At 63.4% G+C, this 24,661-nt stretch carries 21 protein-coding genes, 1 tRNA gene and 1 riboswitch; of the genes, 11 read left to right on the plus strand and 11 right to left on the minus strand.

Annotation, left to right across the window (positions count from 1 at the left end):
- Positions 1 to 331: 331 nt before the first annotated feature.
- Positions 332 to 1,498, minus strand: coding sequence for a pyridoxal phosphate-dependent aminotransferase (locus NKI72_RS09470; protein ID WP_352850078.1), 1,167 nt, complete (start codon positions 1,496 to 1,498; stop codon positions 332 to 334).
- 111 nt (positions 1,499 to 1,609) lie between these two features.
- Entirely contained in the window at positions 1,610 to 2,032 is a 423-nt protein-coding gene (mscL, locus tag NKI72_RS09475) for a large conductance mechanosensitive channel protein MscL (protein ID WP_352457754.1), read from the minus strand.
- Between the two features lie 232 nt (positions 2,033 to 2,264).
- Here mscL and NKI72_RS09480 point away from each other — a divergent pair, with 232 nt between their 5' ends.
- Complete coding sequence (locus tag NKI72_RS09480) at positions 2,265 to 5,753, plus strand: PAS domain-containing hybrid sensor histidine kinase/response regulator (protein WP_352850080.1); 3,489 nt, start codon at positions 2,265 to 2,267, stop codon at positions 5,751 to 5,753.
- Between the two features lie 3 nt (positions 5,754 to 5,756).
- Here NKI72_RS09480 and NKI72_RS09485 read toward each other — a convergent pair whose 3' ends face one another.
- Both NKI72_RS09485 and NKI72_RS09490 read right to left on the minus strand, forming a co-directional pair.
- Positions 5,757 to 6,419 (minus strand): response regulator, encoded by a 663-nt coding sequence (locus tag NKI72_RS09485; protein ID WP_473556440.1) that lies wholly within the window; start codon positions 6,417 to 6,419, stop codon positions 5,757 to 5,759.
- A 119-nt stretch (positions 6,420 to 6,538) separates the two neighbouring features.
- Positions 6,539 to 6,970, minus strand: coding sequence for a hypothetical protein (locus NKI72_RS09490; RefSeq protein ID WP_352501713.1), 432 nt, complete (start codon positions 6,968 to 6,970; stop codon positions 6,539 to 6,541).
- A gap of 126 nt (positions 6,971 to 7,096) precedes the next feature.
- Here NKI72_RS09490 and NKI72_RS09495 point away from each other — a divergent pair, with 126 nt between their 5' ends.
- Together NKI72_RS09495 and NKI72_RS09500 are read left to right on the plus strand one after the other, a co-directional pair.
- Entirely contained in the window at positions 7,097 to 7,447 is a 351-nt protein-coding gene (locus tag NKI72_RS09495; protein ID WP_352850082.1) for a DUF952 domain-containing protein, read from the plus strand.
- Entirely contained in the window at positions 7,444 to 8,520 is a 1,077-nt protein-coding gene (locus NKI72_RS09500) for a quinone-dependent dihydroorotate dehydrogenase (RefSeq protein ID WP_352541314.1), read from the plus strand. Before NKI72_RS09495 ends, NKI72_RS09500 begins: the two co-directional genes overlap by 4 nt.
- Before the next feature lie 3 nt (positions 8,521 to 8,523).
- Here NKI72_RS09500 and NKI72_RS09505 read toward each other — a convergent pair whose 3' ends face one another.
- Positions 8,524 to 9,948, minus strand: a complete 1,425-nt coding sequence (locus NKI72_RS09505) for an MATE family efflux transporter (RefSeq protein ID WP_352685317.1) — start codon at positions 9,946 to 9,948, stop codon at positions 8,524 to 8,526.
- A gap of 50 nt (positions 9,949 to 9,998) precedes the next feature.
- On the opposite strand from NKI72_RS09505, the gene NKI72_RS09510 reads away from it, so the two are divergent.
- Positions 9,999 to 10,901, plus strand: a complete 903-nt coding sequence (locus NKI72_RS09510) for a histone deacetylase family protein (protein ID WP_352819294.1) — start codon at positions 9,999 to 10,001, stop codon at positions 10,899 to 10,901.
- 4 nt (positions 10,902 to 10,905) lie between these two features.
- Here NKI72_RS09510 and NKI72_RS09515 read toward each other — a convergent pair whose 3' ends face one another.
- Entirely contained in the window at positions 10,906 to 11,169 is a 264-nt protein-coding gene (locus NKI72_RS09515; protein ID WP_023677362.1) for a DUF6460 domain-containing protein, read from the minus strand.
- A gap of 131 nt (positions 11,170 to 11,300) precedes the next feature.
- Here NKI72_RS09515 and NKI72_RS09520 point away from each other — a divergent pair.
- A tRNA-Gly gene (locus NKI72_RS09520) sits at positions 11,301 to 11,374 on the plus strand.
- Positions 11,375 to 11,688: 314 nt separating this feature from the next.
- Here the strand turns inward: NKI72_RS09520 and NKI72_RS09525 are convergent.
- The gene (locus NKI72_RS09525) at positions 11,689 to 12,678 is read right to left on the minus strand and encodes a LysR family transcriptional regulator (protein WP_352448650.1); all 990 of its coding nucleotides are present in this window, start codon (positions 12,676 to 12,678) and stop codon (positions 11,689 to 11,691) included.
- Between the two features lie 317 nt (positions 12,679 to 12,995).
- On the opposite strand from NKI72_RS09525, the gene chvE reads away from it, so the two are divergent.
- The 4 genes from chvE to araD1 all read left to right on the plus strand — a co-directional run bounded on the left by chvE (position 12,996) and on the right by araD1 (position 18,161).
- Positions 12,996 to 14,060: a multiple monosaccharide ABC transporter substrate-binding protein gene (chvE, locus tag NKI72_RS09530; protein ID WP_254816339.1), complete on the plus strand. Its 1,065-nt coding sequence runs from the start codon at positions 12,996 to 12,998 to the stop codon at positions 14,058 to 14,060.
- Positions 14,061 to 14,159: 99 nt separating this feature from the next.
- Positions 14,160 to 15,692, plus strand: a complete 1,533-nt coding sequence (mmsA, locus tag NKI72_RS09535; protein ID WP_352850083.1) for a multiple monosaccharide ABC transporter ATP-binding protein — start codon at positions 14,160 to 14,162, stop codon at positions 15,690 to 15,692.
- Complete coding sequence (gene mmsB / locus NKI72_RS09540; protein WP_292659525.1) at positions 15,689 to 16,981, plus strand: multiple monosaccharide ABC transporter permease; 1,293 nt, start codon at positions 15,689 to 15,691, stop codon at positions 16,979 to 16,981. Before mmsA ends, mmsB begins: the two co-directional genes overlap by 4 nt.
- A 187-nt stretch (positions 16,982 to 17,168) precedes the next feature.
- The gene (gene araD1, locus NKI72_RS09545; protein WP_352457733.1) at positions 17,169 to 18,161 is read left to right on the plus strand and encodes an AraD1 family protein; all 993 of its coding nucleotides are present in this window, start codon (positions 17,169 to 17,171) and stop codon (positions 18,159 to 18,161) included.
- A gap of 30 nt (positions 18,162 to 18,191) precedes the next feature.
- On the opposite strand, the gene NKI72_RS09550 is transcribed toward araD1, so the two are convergent.
- Positions 18,192 to 19,286 carry a 2'-deoxycytidine 5'-triphosphate deaminase gene (locus NKI72_RS09550; RefSeq protein ID WP_352470117.1) on the minus strand — a complete coding sequence of 365 codons (1,095 nt, stop codon included), beginning with the start codon at positions 19,284 to 19,286 and terminating at the stop codon, positions 18,192 to 18,194.
- Between the two features lie 133 nt (positions 19,287 to 19,419).
- A riboswitch (SAM riboswitch) is annotated at positions 19,420 to 19,497 on the plus strand.
- A 70-nt stretch (positions 19,498 to 19,567) separates the two neighbouring features.
- On the opposite strand from NKI72_RS09550, the gene NKI72_RS09555 reads away from it, so the two are divergent.
- The gene (locus NKI72_RS09555; protein ID WP_031211967.1) at positions 19,568 to 20,758 is read left to right on the plus strand and encodes an O-succinylhomoserine sulfhydrylase; all 1,191 of its coding nucleotides are present in this window, start codon (positions 19,568 to 19,570) and stop codon (positions 20,756 to 20,758) included.
- A gap of 36 nt (positions 20,759 to 20,794) precedes the next feature.
- Here NKI72_RS09555 and NKI72_RS09560 read toward each other — a convergent pair whose 3' ends face one another.
- Positions 20,795 to 21,946 (minus strand): ceramide glucosyltransferase, encoded by a 1,152-nt coding sequence (locus tag NKI72_RS09560; RefSeq protein ID WP_352850084.1) that lies wholly within the window; start codon positions 21,944 to 21,946, stop codon positions 20,795 to 20,797.
- Positions 21,947 to 22,173: 227 nt separating this feature from the next.
- Here NKI72_RS09560 and apaG point away from each other — a divergent pair, with 227 nt between their 5' ends.
- The gene (apaG, locus tag NKI72_RS09565; RefSeq protein WP_352470114.1) at positions 22,174 to 22,566 is read left to right on the plus strand and encodes a Co2+/Mg2+ efflux facilitator ApaG/CorD; all 393 of its coding nucleotides are present in this window, start codon (positions 22,174 to 22,176) and stop codon (positions 22,564 to 22,566) included.
- Positions 22,567 to 22,572: 6 nt separating this feature from the next.
- On the opposite strand, the gene NKI72_RS09570 is transcribed toward apaG, so the two are convergent.
- Together NKI72_RS09570 and argF are read right to left on the minus strand one after the other, a co-directional pair.
- Positions 22,573 to 23,583 carry an Hsp33 family molecular chaperone gene (locus NKI72_RS09570; RefSeq protein WP_352470113.1) on the minus strand — a complete coding sequence of 337 codons (1,011 nt, stop codon included), beginning with the start codon at positions 23,581 to 23,583 and terminating at the stop codon, positions 22,573 to 22,575.
- 162 nt (positions 23,584 to 23,745) lie between these two features.
- Positions 23,746 to 24,657 carry an ornithine carbamoyltransferase gene (gene argF, locus NKI72_RS09575; protein ID WP_352541304.1) on the minus strand — a complete coding sequence of 304 codons (912 nt, stop codon included), beginning with the start codon at positions 24,655 to 24,657 and terminating at the stop codon, positions 23,746 to 23,748.
- Positions 24,658 to 24,661: the final 4 nt, after the last annotated feature.

Consider the following 24,661-nt stretch of genomic DNA (forward strand, 5'->3'; position numbering starts at 1 on the left):
AGGACCGTGCTCAAAGGCCGGACATATGGACGCAAGCGATCGAAAACGACGCAAAACAACCGTTGCAGGCAGGGCGCCGTCCACATATGGATCCTAGGGTCTCCGCTACGTCGCTTCGCTCCTGCTACGCCCTAGGATGACGAACGTGTGGTGGCGTAAGGCCAATCGCGGACGTCGGAGATTGGCTGGAAGCCTCCCTTCGCTTCGTCATCCTAGGGCGGAGCGAACGCGAAGCGGAGCGCAGACCCTAGGATCCATGCCGTTACAGCGGCCGAGAAGTGCAGCGATCCAGGTTGCCTGCGCCCGTATCCGGCTCCGTCCGACCTGAACCTCACATATTCTTCATCCATTTCGCCAGCCGGTGCGCGGCTTCCTCGAGCTGGTCGAGACGGCGGTGGAAGCACAGCCTGAGGAAGGCTTCGCCGCCGGGGCCGAAGGCGGTGCCGGGAGCCAGGCCGACATTGGCGCGGTCGACCATGTCGAAGGCGGCAGCGCGGGAATCGGAGATGCCGTCGACCGCGAAGAACAGATAGAATGCGCCCTGCGGCACGGTGAACCGCGCCCTGCCGGTTTCGGCGAGAATGCCGCACACCAGGTCGCGCGCCGCCCTCGCCCGCTCCACCTGCTCGACGATGAAGGCGTCGCCCTCATCGAGGGCAACGACGGCGCCGCGCTGCATGAACTGCGCAACGCCGGACGTCGAATACTGGACCAGGTTCTCGAACACCTGCTGCAAGGCGGGATGGATCTTGATCCAGCCGATGCGCCAGCCGGTCATCGCCCAGTTCTTGGAAAAGGAATTGACGAACAGGATGCGATCCTCATCGGCCATGATGTCGATGAAGGACGGCGCGCGGCCATGGCCGTAATGAAACAGCGAGTAGATCTCGTCGGCGATGATCCACAGGCCCCTTTCACGGGCAAGGTCGAGGATCGCCTGCAGCGTCTCCTTGTCGGCGGTCCAGCCGGTCGGGTTGGACGGCGTGTTGACGAACAGCGCCTTGGTCCGTGGCGTGATCGCCGCTGCGATCTTGTCGGCATCGCAAGACCAGCCATTGCCCGACTGGTCGAGCGTGACCGGGACCGGCACGGCGCCGGCGACGCCGGCGGCGGCGGCGAAGTTCGGCCATGCCGGCGACAGGTAGACGAGTTCGTCGCCCTTGCCGGCCACCGCATCGATGGCCATCTGGATGGCGTGCATGCCGGAGCCGGTGACGATGAATTCCTCGTTGGCGAAAGTCTTGCCGAAATGCCTGGTATAGTAGCGGGCGAGCGCCTGCCTGAGTTCGGGAATGCCCCGCTGCCAGGTGTAGAAGGTCTCGCCGCCGGCGAGTGCCTTGGCGGCTGCATCGGTGATGAAGGCAGGCGTCGGCAGGTCGCCCTCGCCGGCCCAGAGCGGGATCATGCCGTCGCGGCCGCGGCCACGGTTCATGACGGCGACAATGCCGCTTTCAGGCGCCGCCCGCGCTTCGGCGCGCAGAGTATCGATCAGGGTCATGGATGGGTCCGTTTTCGTTTGCTCGACTGCTAGCGTGTTTCAGGGCGGACGAAAACAGAAAACCCCGGCCGCAAGCGACCGGGGTTTTGGTCCAGAAAGTTACCGCAGGCGCTACTTTCTGGCGAGGAGATCGCGAATTTCGGTGAGCAGCGCGACGTCGGCCGGCGGCGGAGCGGCCGGGGCGGCCGGTTTTTCACGCTCCAGCCGCTGGCGCAGATTGTTCACCGCCTTGACCATCACGAAGATGATGAAGGCGAGGATAAGGAAGTTCAGCGCCACGGTGATGAAGCTGCCATAGGCGAAGACCGCGCCCTGTTTCTTTGCCTCAGCCAGCGATGTGGCGTTAACGGCCGAGGACAAGGGCAGAAAGTAGTTGTTGAAGTCCAATCCGCCCAAAATCGCCCCGATGACCGGCATGATGATGTCGTCGACCAGCGAGGTGACGATCTTGCCGAAGGCAGCGCCAATGATGACGGCGACGGCCAGGTCCATCACATTGCCCCTGGAAATGAATTCCTGAAATTCTTTCAGCATTCGACCCTCCTTGTCCTGACCGGCCGTGCTGCCGTCCACGCCTCGGCATCGACCGGCGGGCAGAATAGCAAAAACCTGCGGTTGCGACAGGCGCAAAGACGTGTTTCCCCGGCCTGGATTGCGCGAAGCCGCGGCCATAATGCGCCGAAAGCCGCGATGGACTCAGTGGCCAAGCTGTGATTGCGTCTGCAAGGCCGGATGAAAAAATCGGCGCAGGGAGGAAGTTCGAGCCGTGCAGGGCTGGTTCATCGTCATCATCGCGATCGCCTATGTGACGTTGCTGTTCGTCATCGCCAGCCTGGGCGACCGCCGCTCGACTTCAACCGGGCCTGGCCGCGCCCGGCCCTTCATCTATGCGCTCAGCCTCGCCATCTACTGCACCTCCTGGACCTTCTTCGGCTCGGTCGGGCTGTCCTCCGAGCGCGGCCTCGAGTTCCTCGGCATCTATATCGGACCGGTGCTGGTGTTTGTGTTCGGCTTTCCGCTGCTGCAGCGCATCGTCAGGCTGGCCAAGACCGAGAAGATCACCTCGATCGCCGACTTTCTCGGCGCCCGCTACGGCAAGAGTTTTGCTGTCGCGGCGATCGCCACGCTGATCGCGACCATCGGCGCCGTGCCGTATATCGCGCTGCAATTGAAGGCCATCTCCGGCTCGGTCAGCCTGATGGTCGAGCACTATACCGGCTCGCCGCCGTCGTTCGATCCGTTCGTCAGCGACATCTCGCTGGTCGTTGCCATGCTGCTGGCGCTGTTTGCGGTGCTGTTCGGCACGCGCCACGCCGATGCCACCGAGCACCAGGACGGGCTGGTGCTGGCTGTGGCGGTCGAGACCGTGGTCAAGCTCGCCGCCTTCCTGGCGATCGGCCTGATGGTCACGTTCCTGATCTTCGGCGGGCCAGGCGATATGTTCGACCAGCTCGCCGAAAACACGAAGGTGCGCCAGGCGATGGGCTACAACACCTCGCTCGCTACCTGGCTGGTGCTGACATGCCTGAGCGGCTTTGCCATCCTCATGCTGCCGCGCCAGTTCTACGTCACCATCGTCGAAAACCGCAGCGAGGCCGAGCTGCGCACCGCGACATGGGTGTTTCCGCTCTATCTGGTGGCAATCAACCTGTTCGTGCTGCCGATCGCATTGGCCGGCCTGGAACTGGTCGGCCCCAAGACCAGCAGCGACCTTTACGTGCTGTCGCTGCCGCTGTTCAGCGGCCACGACGTGCTGGCCATGGCCGCCTTCATCGGCGGGCTGTCGGCGGCGACCGCAATGGTGATCGTCGAAAGCGTCGCGCTGTCGATCATGATCTCCAACGACCTGGTCATTCCGCTGTTCGTGAGGCGATTGCTGCGGACCACGACCTCCGAGAACGAGGACTGGTCGACGCTCATCCTCAATGTACGGCGGGCGGCGATCTTCATCATGCTGTTTATCGCCTTCCTCTACTACCGCGAGAGCACCAACAGCGCGCGGCTGTCCTCGATCGGCCTGATGTCGTTCGCCGCGATCGCGCAGTTCGCGCCGGCGTTGATCGGCGGCCTGGTCTGGCGCGGCGCCAACGGCCGGGGTGCCGCACTTGGCATGGTCGCCGGCATCGTCGTCTGGAGCTACACGCTGCTGCTTCCCTCGCTCGTCGCGCCCGATACCGGCATCCTCGTCCACGGCCTGTTCGGCTTAGATGCGTTGCGGCCGCAAGCGCTTTTCGGCACCGTCGCCGAGCCGCTGAACCATGGCGTGCTGTGGAGCCTCTCGATCAACACGCTGTTTTTTGTGTTCGGCTCGCTGTCGCGGGCGTCGGTGCCGCTGGAACGCATCCAGGCGTCGATCTTCGTGCCGCGCGAAGCGGGTCCGCTGCCCAGCCTGCGCCGCTTCCGCACCACCATTACCGTCAACGACCTCAAGGACACGATCGCGCGCTATCTCGGTGTCGAACGGACCGAGCGGTCCTTTCAGTCGTTCGAAAAGAGCAGCGGCACTTCCCTGCTCGGCAACGAACAGGCCAGCATGGACGTCATCCGCTTCTCCGAACAACTTCTGGCCAGTGCCGTCGGCTCATCCTCGGCGCGGCTGATCCTGTCGCTGCTGCTGCGACGCAACGACCGCGAATCCAAGGACGCCTTCCGCCTGCTCGACGACGCCACGGAGGCGCTGCAGCACAATCGCGATCTGCTGCAGATCGCACTCGACCAGATGGAACAGGGCATCACTGTCTTCGACCGCGATTTCCGGTTGATTTGCTGGAACCGCCAGTACCGGGCGCTGTTCGACCTGCCCGACGAGATGGGCCAGGTCGGCGTCTCACTCGATCGTATCCTGCGCCACCTTGCCGAGCGCGGTGACATACCGGCAGACCAGCGCGTCACCATGCTCAACCGCCTGACCAGCTTCGTCAGCCCATGGCAGATGGAGCTGAAGACAAGCGGGCGCATCCTGGAATTGCGCTCCAATCCGATGCCGGATGGCGGCATCGTCGCCACCTACGCCGACATTTCCGGACGTGTCGAGCAGGATCTGGCGCTTAAGCGCGCCAACGAATCCCTGGAACAGCGGGTGAAGAGCCGCACCGCCGAGCTCACCCGCGTCAACGAGGAGCTGGCGCAGGCGCAGATGCTGGCCGAGGAGGCCAATCTCGGCAAGACCCGCTTCCTCGCTGCCGCCGGCCACGACATCCTGCAGCCGCTGAACGCCGCCCGCCTCTATTGCTCGTCGCTGATCGAGAAGACCGGCAAGGGACCTGCCGGCAAGGCGGCGATGAACATCGAATCGTCGCTGGAATCGGTCGAGACCATCCTCGGTGCGGTGCTCGACATTTCGCGCCTCGATGCCGGCGCGATGAAGCCGGACGATACGAGCTTCGGCCTCGACGGGCTGCTGCGCCAGATCGGCAACGACTTCCGGCCGCTTGCCGCCGAAAAGAAGCTCGAACTCTCGATCATGCCGTCGTCGCTCAGCGTCATGACGGACCGCAATCTGCTGCGCCGGCTGATCCAGAACCTGGTCTCAAACGCCATTAAATACACGCGCCATGGCCGCATCCTGGTCGGCGTGCGGCGGCGCGGCGAATTGGCCGAGATCCAGGTTATCGACACCGGCATCGGCATTGCCGGCGACAAGCTCAACACCGTGTTCCGCGAATTCACCCGGCTCGACGAGGGCGCACGCGAGGCGGAAGGCCTCGGCCTTGGGCTCTCCATTGTCGACCGCATCGCCCGCGTCCTGCGCCTCGAAATCCGGATCTTCTCCAACCCAGGCAAGGGCACACGCTTTTCCGTGTTGCTGCCGGTGGCGGCCGTGCAGGCACCGCGGCGTGAGGCGGAGGCGAAGCCGCCTGCCCGTGCAGCGGCCTCGCTTGCCGGGCTCAATGTGCTCTGCATCGACAACGACGCCCGCATCCTCGACGGCATGCGGCTCCTGCTCGAGGGTTGGGGCTGCAGCGTCGACACGCTTTCCGGCGCGGAGGATCTCGACAGGTCCGGCATGCATCGGCCGGACATCGTGCTTGCCGACTATCATCTCGACAACAGGACCGGCCTCGAATCGATCGCCCAGTTGCGTGCGATCCATGGCGAGGACCTGCCGGCCGTGCTGGTCACCGCCGACCGCTCCAGCGAGGTTCGCGCCGCTGCCGGCAGGCTGGACGTGCCGGTGATCAGCAAACCACTGAAACCGGCGATGCTGCGCTCGATGATGGCCAGGGTCAGGCCGCTGGCGCCGGCGGCCGAATAGGAATCAGCCGGCCGTCTGCAGCGGGTCGCTGCCGATTTTGGACAAAAGGATCACCGCCTGCGTGCGGCTGTCGACGCCGAGCTTCTGCAGGATGGCCGAGACATGCGCTTTGATCGTCGCTTCGGAGACCCCGAGCTCATAGGCGATCTGCTTGTTGAGCAGTCCCTCAGCCAGCATGCCGAGCACGCGCGTCTGCTGTGGAGTCAGCGCTTGCAGGCGCTTGATCAGGTCGGAAATCTCGGGATCGCGCTCGACACCGAGATCGACCCCGGCGGGTGCCGCGATATCACCTGCGAGCACCGACTGCACCGCATTGCGGATCTCCTCCATGCTGGCCGATTTGGAGATGAAGCCGGAGGCGCCGAGATCGAGCGCGCGCCGGATCGTCACCGGATCGTCATGCGCCGAGACCACCATCATCGGCACCGCCGGATGGATGCCGCGCAGCGAAATCAGGCCGGAAAGACCGCTTGCCCCCGGCATCGAGAGATCGAGCAGCACCAGATCGACATCCTCATTGGCCAGGACCAGCGCCTTGGCGCTTTCGAAATCGCCGGCCTCGTGAATGGCGGCAACGTCTCCGATGCCCGCGAGTGCCTCCCTCAATGCACCGCGAAAAAGCGGATGATCGTCGGCAATGACGAATGTGTAGCCCAACGGTGATATCCCTCCCCGAATCCCGTTGGCGATTTTCCGCCTTGCAGGATCTGAACGATCATAACGCTACGCCTGCTGTTCGGCGTGGCCGGCTTGCTATTCCCGCCCCAGGTCTTTTTGCGAATTGCCTAGGTCTTTTGCGAATTGGGCTTGGCGCCGTCTTCGTCCTTGTCCATGTCCTTGACGATGTCCATGAAGCTGCGCAGGAAGCGCTCCATGTAGCCCATCGTCTTGTTGAAATCCTCCTCGCTGGGCAAAGTCGATTCGAAACGCGCGGCAAGCGAATTTTCGAGCTTGGCGACGCGCTCGTCGAGCGCCTTCACCGAATTTTGCAGCCGGTCGACCTCATCCTGGAGGGCGGCACGTTCGTCGGCCGCCGTCTTGCAGACGAGCTGGCCAGAGCGTTCCTCGCAGAGCGACATGGCGCCGGTTTGCGTATCCATGCGGACATAGCCATTGGCCGATTTCTCCAACCGGTAGCGATCGGCTTCCTCGGAAAAGGCCGACGCCGCGACAAGCGACACCACTGCTGCGGGGATCAAGACGTGTTTCAGACGCATGTTTTCCTCCATGAGCCAGTCAGCGCAATCTATCACAGTTTGCGCCTGAAATGGGGACCAACCTGAAATGGAGAAGAACACGGGCCTGCCCTTCCCCGCGTGGTCGGTTCGGACTATAGCGCAACCATGTCCGAGATCATCTACAAGATAGTTCCCGAGGCGCTGTGGCGCGAGGCTGAAAGAGAAGGCCGCTTCACCGGCGCGCCTATCGACGTTGCCGACGGCTTCATCCATTTTTCCACCGCCGGGCAGGTTCGGGAAACGGCAGTAAAACATTTCGCCGGCCAGGCCGGGTTGCTGCTGGTTGCCGTCGACAGCGCGCGCCTCGGCGATGCGCTGAAATATGAGGTCTCGCGCGGCGGCGCCCTGTTCCCGCATCTCTATGGCGGGCTCGGCCTCGATGCGATCGTTTCGGTGCAGGCATTGCCGCTCGGCGCTGACGGCCGGCATGAATTCCCGGCGCTGGAGGCCGAATGAGCGCGTTCGACCGGATCGGCCAGAAACTGCTGTTTACGCTCGATCCGGAAACCGCGCATGGGCTGTCGATTGCCGCGCTGAGATGCGGGCTGCCGGTCGCCGGTCGTCCGCCGCACGACAACAGGTTAAAGGTCAGCCGTTGCGGGCTGGATTTCCCGAACCCGCTCGGCATGGCCGCGGGTTACGACAAGAATGCCGAAGTGCCGGACGCGCTGCTCGGCCTCGGCTTCGGCTTCGCCGAGGTCGGCACCATCACGCCGCTGCCGCAGACGGGCAATCCGAAGCCGCGCATCTTCCGGCTGCCTTCGGACGGGGCGGTGATCAACCGGCTGGGCTTCAACAATGAAGGCCACGCCGCCGCAGAGAAGCGTCTTGCCGCCCGAAAAGGCCGCCCCGGCATCATCGGCATCAACATCGGCGCCAACAAGGACAGCGCCGACCGCGTCAGTGATTATGAGCGCGGCGTGATCCGATTCGCGCGATACGCCGGCTATCTGACAATCAATATCTCCTCGCCGAACACGCCGGGCCTGCGCAACATGCAGGCGCGCGAACAGCTTGGCGAGCTCCTGTCGCGGGTCATGGCCGCGCGTGCGGCGGCACCGGCAAAACCGCCCGTGTTCCTCAAGATCGCGCCGGATCTGGTCGAGGCCGAGCTTGAGGACATCGCTGCCGAGATCAGCGACAAGCAAATGGACGGCGTCATCGTCTCCAACACAACGATCGCGCGAGCCGGCCTGAGCAGCGCCGGCCTTGCCGGCGAGACCGGCGGGCTTTCGGGGAAACCCTTGTTCGAGCGCTCGACTATCGTGCTGGCAAGGATGCGAAAACTGCTTGGCCCGGATCCCACTATCATCGGCGTCGGCGGCGTCGATTCCGCCGAGACGGCGCTGGAAAAGATCCGTGCCGGCGCCGATCTCGTCCAGCTCTATACCGGCATGATCTATGCCGGGCCCGCGCTGCCGGGGCGCATTCTTTCCGGCATGGCCCGTTTCATGGACAATCAAGGGCTGAAGTCGCTGTGCGAGCTTCGCGACAGCCGCCTCGATCACTGGGCGGCGAAACCGCTTTAGCGATCAGTTAAAGGCTGTGCGCACCCGCAGCCGCAATATGGCGAGCAGGCTGAAGCCGCGTACCAGCAGGAAGACATGCAACGCCGCCCACAAGCCGTGATTACCGAAGGCCGGCGCCAGGATCAGCAGCGCGGCGCTGAACGCCAGGAATGACAACAGCATCATGTTGCGCATGTCGCGCGACCATGTTGCGCCGATGAAGACACCGTCCATCTGGAAAGCCAGCACGCCGCTGAGCGCGGTGAACGCCGCCCAGGGCAGGTAGATGTCGGCAATGGCGCGGACGTCCGTCGAGGTCGTGATCAGGGCGATCAGATCCGTGCCCTCCAGCAGGAAGAAGAGCGTCGCCGCGCCGGCCAGACCGAGCCCCCAAAGCAGCGTCAGACGCACCGCCTGATCAAACGCCGTGGCGGCACGGGCGCCGATGGCGCGCCCGGCGAGCTGTTCGGCAGCGGTGGCGAAACCATCGAGGAAATAGCCGGCAACCAGGAAGAGGTTCATCAGCACGGCGTTGGCGGCCAGCGTCAGAGTGCCGAATTGTGCGCCCTGGCGCGTGAACAGCGCGAAGGCGGCGAGCAGCGAAAAGGAGCGGATCATGATATCGCGATTGAGCGACATCATGCGCAGGAATGCCGGCAGATCGAGGACGCGGTGGCGCGGCAGCCTGGGCGCCGCCCAAAAGCGCCGGCCGACAATGGCGAGACCAAGCAGCATGGCGACGAATTCGCCGGTGACCGTTGCCCAGGCAACGCCGGCAACGCCCCAGCCGAGCTCCAGGCCAAGCAGGAAGCAGAGGACGATGTTGATGCCGTTCAGCATCAACTGCAGCATCAGCCCGAGCCCGCCCTCGCCGCGCCCAAGCACGTAACCGAGGATGGCGTAATTGATCAGCGAGAACGGTGCCGCGAGCATCCTGATGCGGATATAGACGTCCATCGCCGCGCTGACGCGCGGTTCGGCGCCTATGAACCATTGCCCGGCGGTGGAGACCAGCGGCGCAAGCGCGGCAAGCACGACGCCGGCGACGACCGCGATCAGCACGGCGCGCCAGAACACCGCCTGCTCCTCCAGCGCATCGCCGCGCCCGAAGGCCTGGGCGACGAGGCCGGTGGTGCCGGAGCGCAGGAAATTGAAGGTGGTGAAGACGACATCGAAGATCAGGGCGCCGGCCGCCAGGCCGCCGAGAAGGGCGGCGTCGCCGAACTGCCCAACCACCGCCGTGTCGACAATTCCGAGCAGCGGCGTCGTCAGATAGGCAAGCGTCATCGGCACGGCGATGGCGAGCACCGAGCGGTTGGTGACGACGAAGGCCCCGGCTTCGGTGGCGTGGGCTTCGGTGGGTAAAGCCTGCTCCAAACGCGTGTTGCTTCCCGTTGCGGCTTGATCGGCCAGCCGATGTGCCCCAGTTTGCGGACCTCGCGCAACCATCCACCCCGTTATGGTCAACCGAAATCCGCCTCTGGCGCACCGGCCGCCCCATGCCCTTGCAGATCGTTCATCATCCCGACTATGACGCCGGCTTCGCCGTCAACCACCGCTTCCCGATGAGCAAATATCCGCTGCTGATGGATGCGTTGCGGGCACGCGGCCTGGCACGTCCCGAAGCGCTCAACAAGCCGGAGGCGGCGCGGCCATCATGGCTGAAGCTTGCCCACGCGGCAGACTATGTCGACCAGGTGCTTGCCTGCAAAGTGCCGGTGGCGATCGAGCGCGAGATCGGCTTTCCCGTCGGACCGCGGGTTTCGCTGAGGGCGAAGCTCGCAACGGCCGGCACGGTGCTGGCGGCGCGGCTAGCGTTGCTGAACGGCATCGCCTGCAACACCGCCGGCGGCAGCCATCATGCACGGCGCGCGCAAGGCGCCGGCTTCTGCACCTTCAACGACGTAGCCGTTGCCGCGCTGGTGCTGCTCGCCGAAGCTGCTGTCCAAAACATTCTGGTCGTCGACCTCGACGTGCATCAGGGCGACGGCACGGCGGATATCCTGAACGACGAGCCGCGCGTGTTTACCTTCTCCATGCATGGCGACCGCAACTACCCCGCGCGCAAGATCGCCTCCGATCTCGATGTCGCCCTGCCCGACGGCGCCGGCGATGCAGCCTATCTGGAGCGGCTGGACGCCATCCTGCCGGAGCTGTCGGCGCGAAGGCGCTGGGACCTCGTCTTCTACAATGCCGGCGTCGATGTCCATGTCGAGGACCGGCTCGGCAGGTTGTCGCTCACGGATGACGGGCTGCGCGCCCGCGACGATATGGTGATCCGCCATTTCCGCACGCTTGGGATACCGGTATGCGGCGTTATCGGCGGCGGCTATTCGACGGATGTCGCAGCACTTGCTGCACGGCACGCCATCCTGTTCGAGGTGGCGGCGGGCTACGCCTGAAAATTCACTTCCGGTAGTTAGCGATCCTGAGCAGGATGAAGGCCGGCACGACGATCGCGGCACCGAGCAGGATGTAGCCGAGAAAGCGGTCGATGGCGTGGAAGCCCAAATTCCACAGGTCGATGAAGAATTTGCGAATGCCATAAAGCACATCCATCGGCGACCAGCCGAAGGCATTCATGACCAGCCCGACGAGGAACGACACCACAAGCAGCTTCAGGATCACCCGGAGCGGCGTATCGCCGAGAAAGCGGTTCAGTGCGGACAAGCCTGTCTCCACAGTCGGGTGCCGCGATTCGGGCACATGCCTAGAAATACGCAGTTGATAGCCCTGCATCAAGCCGAGCCCTCAAACCGGATTGCGCATCGGCGCCGGGCCATGATATCGGAGGAACCAGCGCGGGTATGATGTAATGGTAGCTTGTCAGCTTCCCAAGCTGAACGCGCGGGTTCGATTCCCGCTACCCGCTCCAGCTTTTGCCCCCGGTGCATTGCACTTGTTCTGGCCAAGCTGAAAACCAGCGGATTTATAGGCAGTTTTACAGCCCGGCTGGCCGTCTTTCATCTGTTTGGCCGATGTGCCAGTTCGTGGAATATCTCACATTGAGGGTCGGCGGGGCCTCGAATGACCCCAACCGGAAAGTCTACCCTTGGCCCGCTGGCTTCTGCTGGCGGGCTTTTTTTGAGCATCAGGCAATAGTGGCCGACGTGCATCGGCGCCGCTGCTGGCGGGCCTGTCTGGTCGTCTGGCCGGCCACGGGATGCGCTCCGCTTGCCGCTCCAGCCCTTATCCCACCTCCCGCAGAATAAAGTCGTGCAGCATCTTGGCTGCCGGTGACAGCGCGCGGTTCTTCACCGTGATCAGGCTGTAGGGCCTGACCTCGATGTCGAATTCAGTCTGGACAACATCGATGGCGCCGGCCAGGCCTTCGGGGTTCTGGATGAACTTCGCGACCTGGATCGAAACCGGCGCAATGGCGTCGGATTGCGCGACCATGACCAGAGTCAATAGCAGCGAGCTGGTGTTGAGGATGCGGTCCGGCAGCGCGATGTTGCGGTTCAAAAAGTTGCTTTCCATCGCCTGGCGCAGCGGCGAGCCGCCCGACTGGAAAACCCAGTCATAGGCGGCGGTGTCTTCCAGCCGCACCGCCTTGCCCTTGGTCAGCGGGTGGCCGCGGCGCACGATCAGGCAGGCTTTCTCGACGCCGATGACGCGCGCTTCGAACAGCCGCGGATTGAGGTCGTCGGGGATGCGGGCGATGATGAAATCGTGGCGCGAGGCGATCAGCTCGCGCGCCAGGACGTTCGAGGTCTCGACCTGCATGGTGATTTCGATGCGCGGATAAAGGCGCCGGATCTCGCGGATCGCCGGCACCGCCAGCTCGATCGCCGGTGCTGTCACCGCGCCCAGGAATACTGAGCCGCCCTTGCCCGCCTTGAGCTCGAAAATCTCGCGGTCGACCTCGCGCATCTCGAGCAGGATCGATCGCGCGCGCCGTGCCAACGCCTTGCCATAGGGTGTCAGCGTGATGCCGCGCGGCAGCCTTTCGCAGAGCTTGACGTCGAGCACCGCCTCCATCTCGGCGATCATGCGCGAGGCCGCCGGCTGCGAGATGTTCATCACCTGGGCCGCGGCACTCACCCGGCCGTGCTCGTCGAGGGCCGCGATCATGCGCATGTGACGCAGGCTCAAGCCGCTGCGCAGCAAGGTTCCGCCATCACCCGGAATTTCATCGTAACTGGCTGATATTCCGTCAGGATTTCGCAGCGCCGCCATGATTCTTCTCTACTCTTACGCCCGGCGCCCTGGCTGGATCCGGCAGCGTCGTCACTAGCCTAAGCCATATCAGTCTCGATATAGCAACCATCAAAGATCGCATTTGACAGTTATGGCAAAGCGACACACCCTTCGCGCGTCCTGAGGCTTGACGGTCGGTGACGAGGGAAAACTCGTATCGATTGAAACCAGAGTCTCGGGGCCGATTGGGAGGATACCGGAGATCGATTGACGGCAGCGGCGCGTTTGGCGCTCCTGCACGATTGCGCGGCCCACGAAACCCAAGGGTACGCGTCCATCAACCAGGGAGAGTTAATGTGAAGATTATCAAGACACTGGCCGCCGTCGCGGCCCTAGGCATCGCGGCCATGACGCTGCCGGCGCAGGCGGGCGAAGGCCTGATCGGCGTGCTGATGCCCACCAAGACCTCGCAGCGCTGGATCAACGACGGCGACGCCGTCAAGTCCCAGCTCGAGGCTCTGGGCTACACTGTCGACCTGCAGTACGCGCAGGACGACATTCCGAACCAGCTCAGCCAGCTGGAAAACGAAATCACCAAGGGCCCGAAGGCGCTGATCATCGCTTCGATCGACGGCACCACGATGGGCGATGCGCTGCAGAAGGCGAATGACGCCGGCGTTGTCGTCGTCGCTTACGACCGCCTGATCAAGAAGACGCCAAATGTCGACTACTACACCACCTTCGACAATTTCGGCGTCGGCGTCATCCAGGCCAAATCGCTGCTCAAGGGTCTCGGTTATCCCGAGAAGAAGGGCCCGTTCAACATCGAGCTGTTCGGCGGTTCGCCGGACGACAACAATGCGTTCTTCTTCTATAACGGCGCCATGTCGGTTCTTCAGCCGCTGATCGACGACAAGACCCTCGTCGTGAAGTCCGGCCAGATGGGCATGGACAAGGTCGGCACGCTGCGCTGGCTGGCGGCAACCGCCCAGGCCCGCATGGACAATCTGCTCTCCGCCAACTACTCGGACGGCAGCCGCGTCGATGGCGTGCTCTCGCCCTATGACGGCCTGTCGCGCGGCATCATCGCTTCGCTGCGCGCCGTAGGCTACGGCACCGCCGATCAGCCATGGCCGATCGTCACCGGACAGGACGCCGAGACCGCTTCGGTCAAGGCGATCATCGCCGGCGAACAGTATTCGACGGTGTTCAAGGACACCCGCGAACTCGCCAAGGCGACGGTCGAACTCGTCGACAAGGTGCTCTCGGGCGGCAAGCCGGAAGGCCTCGACACCACGACCTACAACAACGACGTCAAGGTCGTTCCCTCGATCCTGTTGACACCGCACGACGTCGACAAGTCGAACTATCAGGCCCTGGTGGTCGACTCCGGCTACATCAAGGCCGAAGAGCTGAAGTAATCGCGGTTACAAAGCCTGGGGTCCTGCGCAGGCAGGGCCCCTTTTCGTTGGCGAGCCAGCCCGGTATTGTTTGCGGACCTCGCAGGAGTGGTATTCTCAATGTCATCGACGATTTTGGAGATGCGCGACATCACCAAGACGTTTCCCGGCGTCAAGGCGCTGTCGAACGTCAAGCTCATGGTCGAGGAAGGCGAGATCCATGCCGTGGTCGGCGAGAACGGCGCCGGCAAGTCGACGCTGATGAAGGTGCTGTCGGGTGTGTATCCGTCCGGCACCTATGATGGCCAGATCATCTATCGCGGCGATGAGTGCCATTTCAAAGGCATCCATGACAGCGAGCGCAAGGGCATCGTCATCATCCACCAGGAGCTTGCGCTGGTGCCGATGCTGTCGATCGCCGAAAACATCTTTCTCGGCAACGAGCACGCCAGATACGGCGTCATCGACTGGAATGCCAATGAGGCGCGCACCAGTGCCCTGCTCAAGAAGGTCGGCCTCAAGGAAGACCCCAACACGCTGATCACCAATATCGGCGTCGGCAAGCAGCAGCTGGTCGAGATCGCCAAGGCGCTCAGCAAGGAAGTGAAGTTGCTCATTCTCGACGAGCCAACCGCGAGCCTGTCCGAAAAGGACAGCCAGGCGCTGCTCGATCTGCTGCTCGAATTCAAGCGGCAAGGCATCACTTCGATCCTGATCTCGCACAAGCTCAACGAGGTGAACCGGGTCGCCGACAAGGTCACCATCATCCGTGACGGGCGGACCATCGAGACGCTGGCCAAGAAGGACATCTCGGAGGACCGCATCATTACCTCGATGGTCGGCCGTTCGCTCGACGACCGCTATCCGCCGCGCGAGCCGAAGATCGGCGAGACCGTTCTCGAAGTGAAAAACTGGTCGGTCTACCACCCCATCCATGCCGAGCGGCAGGTCATCAAGGGTATCAACCTCAACGCCCGCAAGGGCGAAGTGGTCGGCATTGCCGGGCTGATGGGCGCCGGCCGGACCGAGTTTGCCATGAGCCTGTTCGGCCGGTCCTATGGCCGTCGCATCACCGGCGAGGTGTTCCTCAACGGCAAGCCGATCGACGTCTCTTCGGTGAGCAAGGCGGTGGAACACGGCATCGCCTACGTTACCGAGGACCGCAAGACCTACGGGCTCAACCTGATCGACCACATCAAGCACAACATCACGCTGGCCAACCTGCCCGGCGTGTCGCGCCACGGCGTGATCGACGATTTGCGCGAGCTTTCGGTCGCCAACGATTATCGCGGCAGGACCAATATCCGCGCCTCGAGCGTCTACCAGATGACCGGCAACCTTTCTGGCGGCAATCAGCAGAAGGTGGTGCTGTCGAAATGGCTGTTCGCCAATCCGGAAGTGCTGATCCTCGACGAGCCGACACGCGGTATCGACGTCGGCGCCAAGTATGAAATCTATACGATCATCGCGCGTCTCGCCTCCGAGGGTAAGGCAATCATCGTCATCTCGTCGGAAATGCCCGAACTGCTCGGCATCACCGACCGCATCTACGTCATGAACGAAGGACGCATCGTCGGCGAAATGGCGGCAAGCGACGCCAGCCAGGAAAAGATAATGCGCGCCATCGTCCGCGGAGAAGGAAAAGCATCATGAGCACCGAAAGCGCTCCCGGGCCGCAGACCGGCGTTGCCCAGGATCTACAACAGGGACCTCGCATTGCCGTCTCGGCGCTGGTCACCAACCTGCGCGAATACGGGTTGGTGCTGGCGTTGATCGCAATCATGGTGTTCTTCCAGTTCACCACGTCCGGAACGCTGTTCAAGCCGGTGAACCTCAGCAATCTCGTGCAGCAGAACAGCTTCATCATCGTGATGGCGCTGGGCATGCTTCTGGTGATCGTTTCGGGCCACATCGATCTCAGCGTCGGCTCCGTCGCCGGCTTCATCGGCGCGCTGGCGGCGATGATGATGGTCATCTGGCCGCTTGGCCCATTGAGCAATCCGCTGGTGGTGTCGATCATCTGCCTGATCGTCGGTGGTGCGATCGGCGCGGCACAAGGCTACTGGATTGCCTATCACCGAATACCGAGCTTTATCGTCACGCTGGCGGGCATGCTGATCTTCCGCGGCATCTGCCAGGCGCTGCTGGGTGGCGGGTCTTCCGTAGGGCCGCTTCCCGTCGGCTTCAAGGCGCTCAGTTCCGGCTTCATTCCGGACCTGATCGGCCCATTGACGCTGATACCGCCAACCGTGAACGCCGCCGGCAAAACCATTGTCGGCAGCGGCCTGACGCTGCACCTGACGACGATCGTGATCGGCCTCGTCGCCGTGCTCGCCTATGCCTATTTCGGGCTCAGGGCACGGCGCACCCGCGAGAAGCATGGCTACGAAGCCGAGCCCTTCTCGCTGTTCGTCGTCAAGACCCTGGTGATCAGCGCGCTGGCGCTGTTTCTCGTCTACCAATTCGCCACCTATAGGGGCCTCCCCATCGTTCTCATGGTGATGGGCGTGCTGATCGCGTTGTTCGTCTTCGTTACCAAACGCATGACGATCGGCCGTCGCATCTATGCGATGGGCGGCAATGCCAAGGCAGCCCAGCTATCGGGCATCAAGACCGAACGGCTGACGTTGATGGTGTTCATCAATATGGGCGTGCTGTCGGCACTCGGCGGCCTGATTATCGCAGCGCGCCTGGGGCAGGCTGTGCCGGCGGCCGGCCTCGGCAGCGAGCTCGACGTCATCGCCGCGGTGTTCATCGGTGGCGCTTCGGCGATGGGCGGCGTCGGCCAGGTGATCGGCGCGGTGGTCGGCGGCTTCATCATGGGCGTCATGAACAACGGCATGTCGATCATGGGCGTCAATGTCGATTGGCAGCAGGTGGTCAAAGGCCTGGTGCTGCTCGGCGCCGTCGTCTTCGACGTCTACAACAAGAACAAGGCTTGAGAGGCAACCAGGAGGCATACGGGTCACATCGCGACGCTGCCGGGCGCAAAGAAGTCCCCCGAGGGACCTGATCCGCGAGCGCAATCCGGACGAAGAATTTCAACCGAGGCGCGGACAGGGTCCGGGCCGCGCAGGGCAGGGTTTGCCGAGAAAGGGCAGGCCAGCCCACAATTCAGAGAGGGTTACCATGCTGATCTCACAAATCCTCGACGACGCCGAGACGATCCGCGTCGTTGCCCGCAACGGCGGCAAGACCCGCGTCATCAACGGCGCCCGCAGCGTCTATTCGCTGGCGATGGAAGCCGCGCGTACCGGCAGCGGGCTTGTCGCCCTGATCGAGCGCAAGGGCTTCGGCGAAACCGTCGACCTCGACGCTGCCTACAAGAAGGGCCGGCTGCTGTCGCCGATCAACCATCCCGATCCGGCGCATCTCCATCTCACCGGCACCGGGCTGACGCATCTCGGCTCCGCCGCGACCCGCGATTCCATGCACAAGAAGCTCAGCACGGACGGCGAGGAACAGCTGACCGATTCAATGAAGATGTTCCGCATGGGGCTTGAGGGCGGCAAGCCGGCGAAGGGCCAGATCGGCGTGCAGCCGGAGTGGTTCTACAAGGGCAACGGCACCATGGCGGTGGCGCCCGGGGCGGCGCTTATGTCGCCGGCCTTCGCCCAGGATGCCGGCGAGGAGCCGGAAATCGCCGGTATCTATGTGATCGGCGACGACGGCGCCCCGTTCCGCGTCGGCTTCACGCTGTCTAACGAGTTTTCCGACCATGTCACCGAGCGTGTGAACTATCTCTTCCTTGCCCATTCCAAGCTGCGCAACGCTTCGTTCGGGCCGGAGATCCTGATCGGCGATCTGCCGTCCGATATCCGCGGCGCTTCACGCATCCTGCGCGACGGCAAGCTGCTTTGGGAAAAGCCGTTCCTGTCGGGCGAGGCGAACATGTCGCACACCATTGGCAATCTCGAGCATCACCACTTCAAATACTCGGCCTTCCGCCAGCCGGGCGACGTGCATGTGCACATGTTCGGCACGGCGACGCTGTCCTTTGCCGACGGCATCAGGACCGAGGCCGGTGACGTATTCGAAATCGAGGCGCAGGATTTCGGCCTGCCACTGCGCAACCCGCTTGAAATCGAGCAGCCGGTGAAGGTGGCGGTGAAGGCACTTTGAGCAGGGCGTAGCCCGCAAGTGAGAGGAAGGTCAGCGCGCGGCGCGGAAATGCTTGGACAGTTTCAGGCCCTGTGCCTGATAATTCGAGCCGAGATCAGTGCCGTAGAGCGCCCGCGGCCGTTTCAGCATGTGCTCATAGACCAACCGTCCGACGATCTGGCCGTGGTCGAGGATGAACGGCACTTCGTGGCTGCGTACCTCGAGCACCGCCCGGCTGCCGGTGCCGCCCGACGCCGAATGGCCGAAACCCGGGTCGAAGAAACCGGCATAATGGACGCGGAACTCGCCGACCAGCGGATCGAAGGGCGTCATCTCGGCCGCGTAGAGCGGCGGCACATGCACCGCCTCGCGCGACACCAGAATATAGAATTCGTCCGGATCGAGCACCAGCTCGCCGGCACCGCTCTTGTAGAGCGGCTCCCAGAAATCGACGACATCCTGCGCGGCGCGCTTGTCGACGTCGACCAGGCCGGTGTGGTGCTTGCCGCGATAGCCGACCAGCCCGTCCTTGTCTCCGTCGAGATCGATCGATAGCGCGATGCCCCCGCCTGAGATGTTGGGTGGTTCGGTGGCGACCAACATTTCGGCGCGGTGCAACTCGTGCAGCTCGTTTTCCGACAAGAGCGCATTGCCGGTGCGGAACCTGATCTGCGACAGCCGCGAGCCGGTCCGCACGACGATCGGGAAAGTGCGCGGGCTGACCTCCAGGTAGAGCGGGCCTTCATAGCCGGCGGCGATCTTGTCGAACTCGTGGCCGCGGTCGGTCATTACCCGAGTGAAGATATCGAGCCGTCCGGTCGAGCTTTTCGGGTTGGCGGAGGCGGAAATATGGGCGGGCAGCGCCAGGCTTTCGAGCAGCGGCACGATGTAGACGCAGCCGGTTTCCAGCACGGCACCTTCGGCGAGGTTGATCTCGTGCAGCTTCAGCCGGTCGAGCTTGTCGGCAACCCTGTGGTCCGGGCCGGGCAAGAAGGAAGCACGCACCCGCCAGGCCTTGTCGCCGAGCCTGAGGTCAAGGCTGGCCGGCTGGATCTGATCGGCATCGAGCGTGCGCGGCGATTTCAGCGCGCCCGTCTGGAACAGCGCGGAAATATCCTGATCGGGAAGAATGCCTGTCTGCCGCAAGTCTGGCTCCGTTCGAACGCCGGGCGAGGTCTTGTTCTGTCGCAGGTCCGACCGTGGACGCGTTTGGCACCTGCTTGGTACAACCCTCTTAATCATGCCGGCAATTGACGCAAGCGTGGCGCGGGTCTAAAGCTCGTTATCCCGTGGTGATTTGGCCGGTCGGCTTGCAGCCACGTTAAACAAGTCGCTAAAGGACCGTCGGGCCGCAAGGCCATATGGACCGGTTGCGACTTTCGCGACCGGTTTTTTGTTGTTTGGACCAATTTTGGTGTTTGGATGGAATGATGACCAAGAAGCGCGACTGGAAGCCTCAGACCGCACTCGTGCATGCCGGAACGCTGCGTTCCGGCTTCGGCGAGACCTCCGAGGCGATGTATCTCACCCAAGGCTATGTCTACGAGACGGCGCAAGCGGCGGAGGCCCGCTTCAAGGGCGAGGAGCCGGGCTTCATCTATTCGCGCTATGCCAATCCGACGGTCGACATGTTTGAAAAACGCATGTGCGCGCTGGAAGGAGCCGAAGACGCGCGCGCCACGGCATCCGGCATGGCGGCGGTGACGGCAGCACTGCTGTGCAGCGCCAAGGCGGGCGACCATATCGTGGCGGCGCGCGCGCTGTTCGGCTCCTGCCGCTGGGTGGTCGAGACGCTGGCGCCGAAATACGGCATTGAGGCAACGCTGGTCGACGGCACCGACATCGCCAATTGGGAAAAGGCGGTCAAGCCGAACACCAAACTGTTCTTCCTGGAAAGCCCGACCAATCCTACGCTGGAAGTGATCGACATTGCCGCCGTCGCGGCACTTGCCAATTCGATCGGCGCCAGGCTGATCGTCGATAATGTGTTCGCCACGCCCTTGCAGCAGAAACCCCTGCAGCTCGGCGCCCACATCGTCGTCTATTCGGCCACGAAGCATATTGACGGCCAGGGGCGCTGTCTTGGCGGCATCGTTCTGTCGGACAAGAAATGGATCGACGAGAACCTGCATGACTATTTCCGCCACACCGGCCCAAGCCTCTCGCCCTTCAATGCCTGGACGCTGCTGAAAGGCCTGGAGACGCTGCCGCTACGCGTACGCCAGCAGACGGAAAGTGCCGGCCGCATCGCGGATTTCCTGGCCGAGCGCCCGCAAATCGCCCGTGTCATCTATCCTGGCCGTGCCGACCACCCGCAAGCGGCCGTGGTCAAGAAGCAGATGTCGGGTGGCTCGACGCTGATCTGCCTCGATGTGAAGGGCGGCAAGCAGGCGGCCTTTGCCTTCCAGAACGCACTCGACGTCGTGCTCATTTCCAACAATCTCGGCGACGCCAAGAGCCTGATCACCCATCCGGCGACGACGACGCACAAGAACTTGACCGATGAGGCCCGCGCCGAGCTCGGCATCGGACCGGGAACACTCAGGCTGTCAGTTGGCCTTGAGGACGCCGACGACCTGCTCGAAGACATCGAGCAGGCACTGAGAGTTGCCGGATAAGGGCTGGCCGAACAGAGGCGAGCGGGGACGCGCCGATCAGGCGCCGGACGGGGTCTCTTCCAGCTCCGCGACGGTCTTTGTCTGGATAGTCATCACGTTGCCGCGCCAGTCGACGGCGCCGCTCAGCCATCCGCGCGCCCAAATGGCGGGAAGCATCAGGTCTCGCGCCATCATCGCCGGGATCGTGCGCGGCGACAGCTGCCATCCCTTGGCCGAGGCCAAGGCGCATTCCGGCAGGTAGGCCGCGACCAGCACGGCGATGGCGGTTGCCGGCAGGCTGCCGCCGGCGTCCGCCGCCGCGATCAGCGCAAGCACCAGCGGCGGCGCCGCGCCGATCAGGATCTCGGGGGCGAAGAACAGCGCGAAGGTGACGCGGCGCAGCCGCGCCCAGCGCGCCTGCCGCGACCAGATCTCGCCAAGCGTGCGCCGGCCGAGCGGCTGTTCGAAGGGCGAGGCGACAAGATTGACCCGCAGTCCGAGCCCGTTGACCAGCTTGGTCGCGGCGGCGTCCTCGGCGATCTCGGCGGCAAGCGCGCGGATGCCGCCATTGGCGTCGAGCATCGGCTTGTTCCACAACATGCTCTTGCCCTGCGCGAAGCCGAGGCCGAGCGCCTCTCCAGCGTACTGCCAGCGTGCCTGCAGCGTGTTGAGAAAGGCGCATTCGACCTCCCCCCAGAAACTGTCCGGCCGTGAGCCGATCGGCGTCGAGCAGACGAGGCCAGTGCCATGCCGCCATGCCGCCATCAGCTGCTGGACGTAGTGGCTCGGCATAAGCACATTGGAATCGGCAAGGATGACCCAGCGATAATGCGCCGCTTCCCAACCCTTCACGCAATTGTTGAGTTTTGGATTGCCGCTGATGCGGTCGTCACCGACTAGAAGGCGGGCGCGAATAGCTGGAAAGCGCGCCATTGCGGCGGTGATCGGCTTGACCACCGGGTCGTCGGCATGGGCAACGCAGAAGATGAGTTCGTAGCGCGGCCAGTCGAGTGAGAAGGCGCGCTCCAGCGTCTCTTCGGCAAACGGCTCGACGCCGCGTGCCGGGATGACGATCGATACCGGCGGCGCGTTGGCGGGCGGTGCGATCCTGGCTGGTCGCTTCAGCTTCAGCGAAGCTAACAGGATGCTGGCGAGATTTGAAAGAAGGAGGGCTATGGAAAGGAGAGCGGCTGCGAATGTCGGTTCCATCGAGATCTGGTCACTCCAGAAGTGCCGGCCGCATGACGGCCGTTTTCAACAATTCGACAGAACGCTGAGTCGCCCGGCACAAGCCTGCACACCATCATTGTCATGTGTCACTTAAATGACATTGTTTTTCGGCACCTGCGCTCGAGTCGGGCAAGGAGATGACGCGCATCGTTGATCAAACTGCGCTGAGCGTCGAAAGTTCCATCTACATTGCTTTGGAGCAGTTTATGTACAGCGCCGTCACCCGCAACATCGAAGTGCAGGTCAGGCCGTTCTATCTGGAGGATCACTCCGACCCGCCGCAAAACCGCTATGTCTGGGGATATCAGGTGACCATCGACAATCAGTCGGATGAGTTCGTGCAGCTTCTGTCGCGCTACTGGCACATTACCGACGGCACCGGCAAGGTCGAGGAAGTGCGCGGCCCCGGGGTCGTCGGCGAGCAACCCGGACTCAACCCCGGCGACAGCTATCAGTATACGTCTGGATGCCCGCTCTCGACGCCATCCGGCATCATGGTCGGGCACTACACCATGCGCAACAGGCGGGGCGAGACGTTCGACGTCGCCATCCCCGCCTTCTCGCTCGACTTGCCGGGAATGCGGCGCACCGTCAATTGACGGCCGTCATCCGGCCGCTGCAAACTCCGCCGGGTCGAAGTCATATTGCTTCGAGCAGAATTCGCAGGCGACGTGAATGCTGCCATCCTCGGTGCTGTCCCTGATCTCCTCGGCGGAAAAGCCTTCAAGGATGCCGTGGATCTTCTCCCTCGAGCATGAGCACTGGTCGGCGACCGGCACCCCGCCGAACACGCGGACGCCATGCTCGTGGAAAAGCCGGTAAAGCAGCCGTTCGGCGCCGATCGTCGGATCGATCAGCTCGGTCGGTTCAACAGTACCAAGCAGCGCCAGCAGCTCCTGCCAGGAATTGTCGGTCGGGTCGTGGATTTCCTCACGCGGATCGCCGTCGCCACCTGGAAGGTCGGGTACGCGCATGCGCTCCGCCGACTGCGGCAGGAATTGTGCCAGCAGGCCACCGGCCCGCCATTGTTCGCGGGCACCGCCGACGCCGGGCGTCAGAAGCTTGGCAACCGAAAGCCGGAGGTCGGTCGGAATCTGCTCCGACTGGCGGAAATAAGTGCGTGCGGCATCTTCCAGTGTGACGCCGTCGAGTTGGACGATGCCCTGGTAGCGTTGTGTGTGAGCGCCCTGGTCGATGGTCAGCGCCAGGACGCCGCTGCCGAGCAGCGTCTGCGGTGACGTCTCGCCGGCAGAAGTCAAAGCCTGCAGCCGGTCGGCATCGAAGCGGGCATAAGCGCGCAGCGCGTGCGGCGTGGAGAAATCCGCGACCAGCATGTCGACCGGCCCGTCGGTGCGGGTCTGCAGAATGAACTTGCCCTCGAACTTCAGCGAAGTTCCGAGCAATACTGTCAACACACAGGCTTCAGCCAGGAGCCGGGCGACCGGCTCGGGATAGTCGTGGCGGCTGAGAATAGCATCGAGCATCGGCCCGAGCTGGACGGTGCGACCGCGCACGTCGAGCGGGCCGACCTCGAACGGCACGACATGGTCGTCGCCGGCGTAGCCGAATTCGCCGAGCTTGGGTTTATGTTCAGCCAATTGATGAGTTTCCAACATGACAAAGCTCCGGGGCGCGGCGATGCCGCCCTCCGGGGCGCATGCGACGAGACGCGCTCGATTTGCGTGATGCGCCTGAGATAGGCACCACCAACTCCCGGATCAAGGCGGCCCAGATCAAGGCGGCGCAGATCAGGCCGGCGCGGATCACCGCGGCTCGTATCAAACGCCCAGGCACCAGGCCAGGACTGCCTTCTGGGCATGGAGCCGGTTCTCGGCCTCATCGAACACCACCGAATGCGGTCCGTCGATGACCTCGTCGGTAACCTCCTCACCGCGATGCGCCGGCAGACAGTGCATGAACAGCGCATCCGGCTTGGCTTTCGCCATCAGTGCCGCATTGACCTGATAGGGCAGGAAGACATTGTGGCCGCGGGCACGGTGCTCCTGGCCCATCGACACCCAGCAGTCGGTGACGATGCAGTCGGCCTCGTGAACGGCCTCCTCGGGCGAACGGGTGAATTTCAGCTTGCCGCCATTGGCTTTCGACCAGTCGACATGCTTCTGGGCCGGTTCGCTGCCCTCGGGCACGGCGACATTCAGCTTGAAATGGAACCGCGCGGATGCCTCCAGCAGCGAATGCAGCACGTTGTTGCCGTCGCCGGTCCAAGCGATCGTTTTACCGGCCACCGGACCGCGGTGCTCTTCGAAGGTCATGATGTCGGCCATCAGCTGGCAGGGATGGGTCTCGTCGGTCAGCCCGTTAATGACGGGGACCGTAGCGTTTTCCATTAGTTCCAGCAGCCGGTCATGCGAGGTGGTGCGGATCATGATGGCATCGACGTAGCGCGACAGCACCTTGGCCGTGTCGGCAATGGTCTCCGAGCGGCCAAGCTGCATCTCGGTGCCGGTCAGCATGATCGTCTCGCCACCCAATTGCCGCATACCGACGTCGAACGACACGCGCGTGCGCGTCGACGGCTTGTCGAAGATCATCGCCAGCACCTTGCCTTCGAGCGGCTTGCTGCGTTCGCCGGCCTTGAGCCTTGCCTTTCGCACCGCTGCGTCGTCGAGCATGAAGCGCAGATCGCCTTCGGAAACGGCGGAAAGATCGGTGAAATGGCGAAGGGACATCAGG

Source organism: Mesorhizobium sp. M0437, assembly GCF_040321335.1.
Lineage (GTDB): Bacteria > Pseudomonadota > Alphaproteobacteria > Rhizobiales > Rhizobiaceae > Mesorhizobium.

Coding starts and splice junctions, on each gene's coding strand:
- NKI72_RS09510 (WP_352819294.1), top strand. CDS start 9,999: ATGCCCTTGCAGATCGTTCATCATCCCGACTATGACGCCGGCTTCGCC.
- NKI72_RS09560 (WP_352850084.1), bottom strand. CDS start 21,946: ATGGAACCGACATTCGCAGCCGCTCTCCTTTCCATAGCCCTCCTTCTT.
- mscL (WP_352457754.1), bottom strand. CDS start 2,032: ATGCTGAAAGAATTTCAGGAATTCATTTCCAGGGGCAATGTGATGGAC.
- argF (WP_352541304.1), bottom strand. CDS start 24,657: ATGTCCCTTCGCCATTTCACCGATCTTTCCGCCGTTTCCGAAGGCGAT.
- NKI72_RS09490 (WP_352501713.1), bottom strand. CDS start 6,970: ATGCGTCTGAAACACGTCTTGATCCCCGCAGCAGTGGTGTCGCTTGTC.
- mmsB (WP_292659525.1), top strand. CDS start 15,689: ATGAGCACCGAAAGCGCTCCCGGGCCGCAGACCGGCGTTGCCCAGGAT.
- NKI72_RS09495 (WP_352850082.1), top strand. CDS start 7,097: ATGTCCGAGATCATCTACAAGATAGTTCCCGAGGCGCTGTGGCGCGAG.
- araD1 (WP_352457733.1), top strand. CDS start 17,169: ATGCTGATCTCACAAATCCTCGACGACGCCGAGACGATCCGCGTCGTT.
- NKI72_RS09570 (WP_352470113.1), bottom strand. CDS start 23,583: ATGTTGGAAACTCATCAATTGGCTGAACATAAACCCAAGCTCGGCGAA.
- mmsA (WP_352850083.1), top strand. CDS start 14,160: ATGTCATCGACGATTTTGGAGATGCGCGACATCACCAAGACGTTTCCC.
- NKI72_RS09500 (WP_352541314.1), top strand. CDS start 7,444: ATGAGCGCGTTCGACCGGATCGGCCAGAAACTGCTGTTTACGCTCGAT.
- NKI72_RS09505 (WP_352685317.1), bottom strand. CDS start 9,948: ATGGTTGCGCGAGGTCCGCAAACTGGGGCACATCGGCTGGCCGATCAA.
- NKI72_RS09555 (WP_031211967.1), top strand. CDS start 19,568: ATGATGACCAAGAAGCGCGACTGGAAGCCTCAGACCGCACTCGTGCAT.
- NKI72_RS09470 (WP_352850078.1), bottom strand. CDS start 1,498: ATGACCCTGATCGATACTCTGCGCGCCGAAGCGCGGGCGGCGCCTGAA.
- apaG (WP_352470114.1), top strand. CDS start 22,174: ATGTACAGCGCCGTCACCCGCAACATCGAAGTGCAGGTCAGGCCGTTC.
- NKI72_RS09525 (WP_352448650.1), bottom strand. CDS start 12,678: ATGGCGGCGCTGCGAAATCCTGACGGAATATCAGCCAGTTACGATGAA.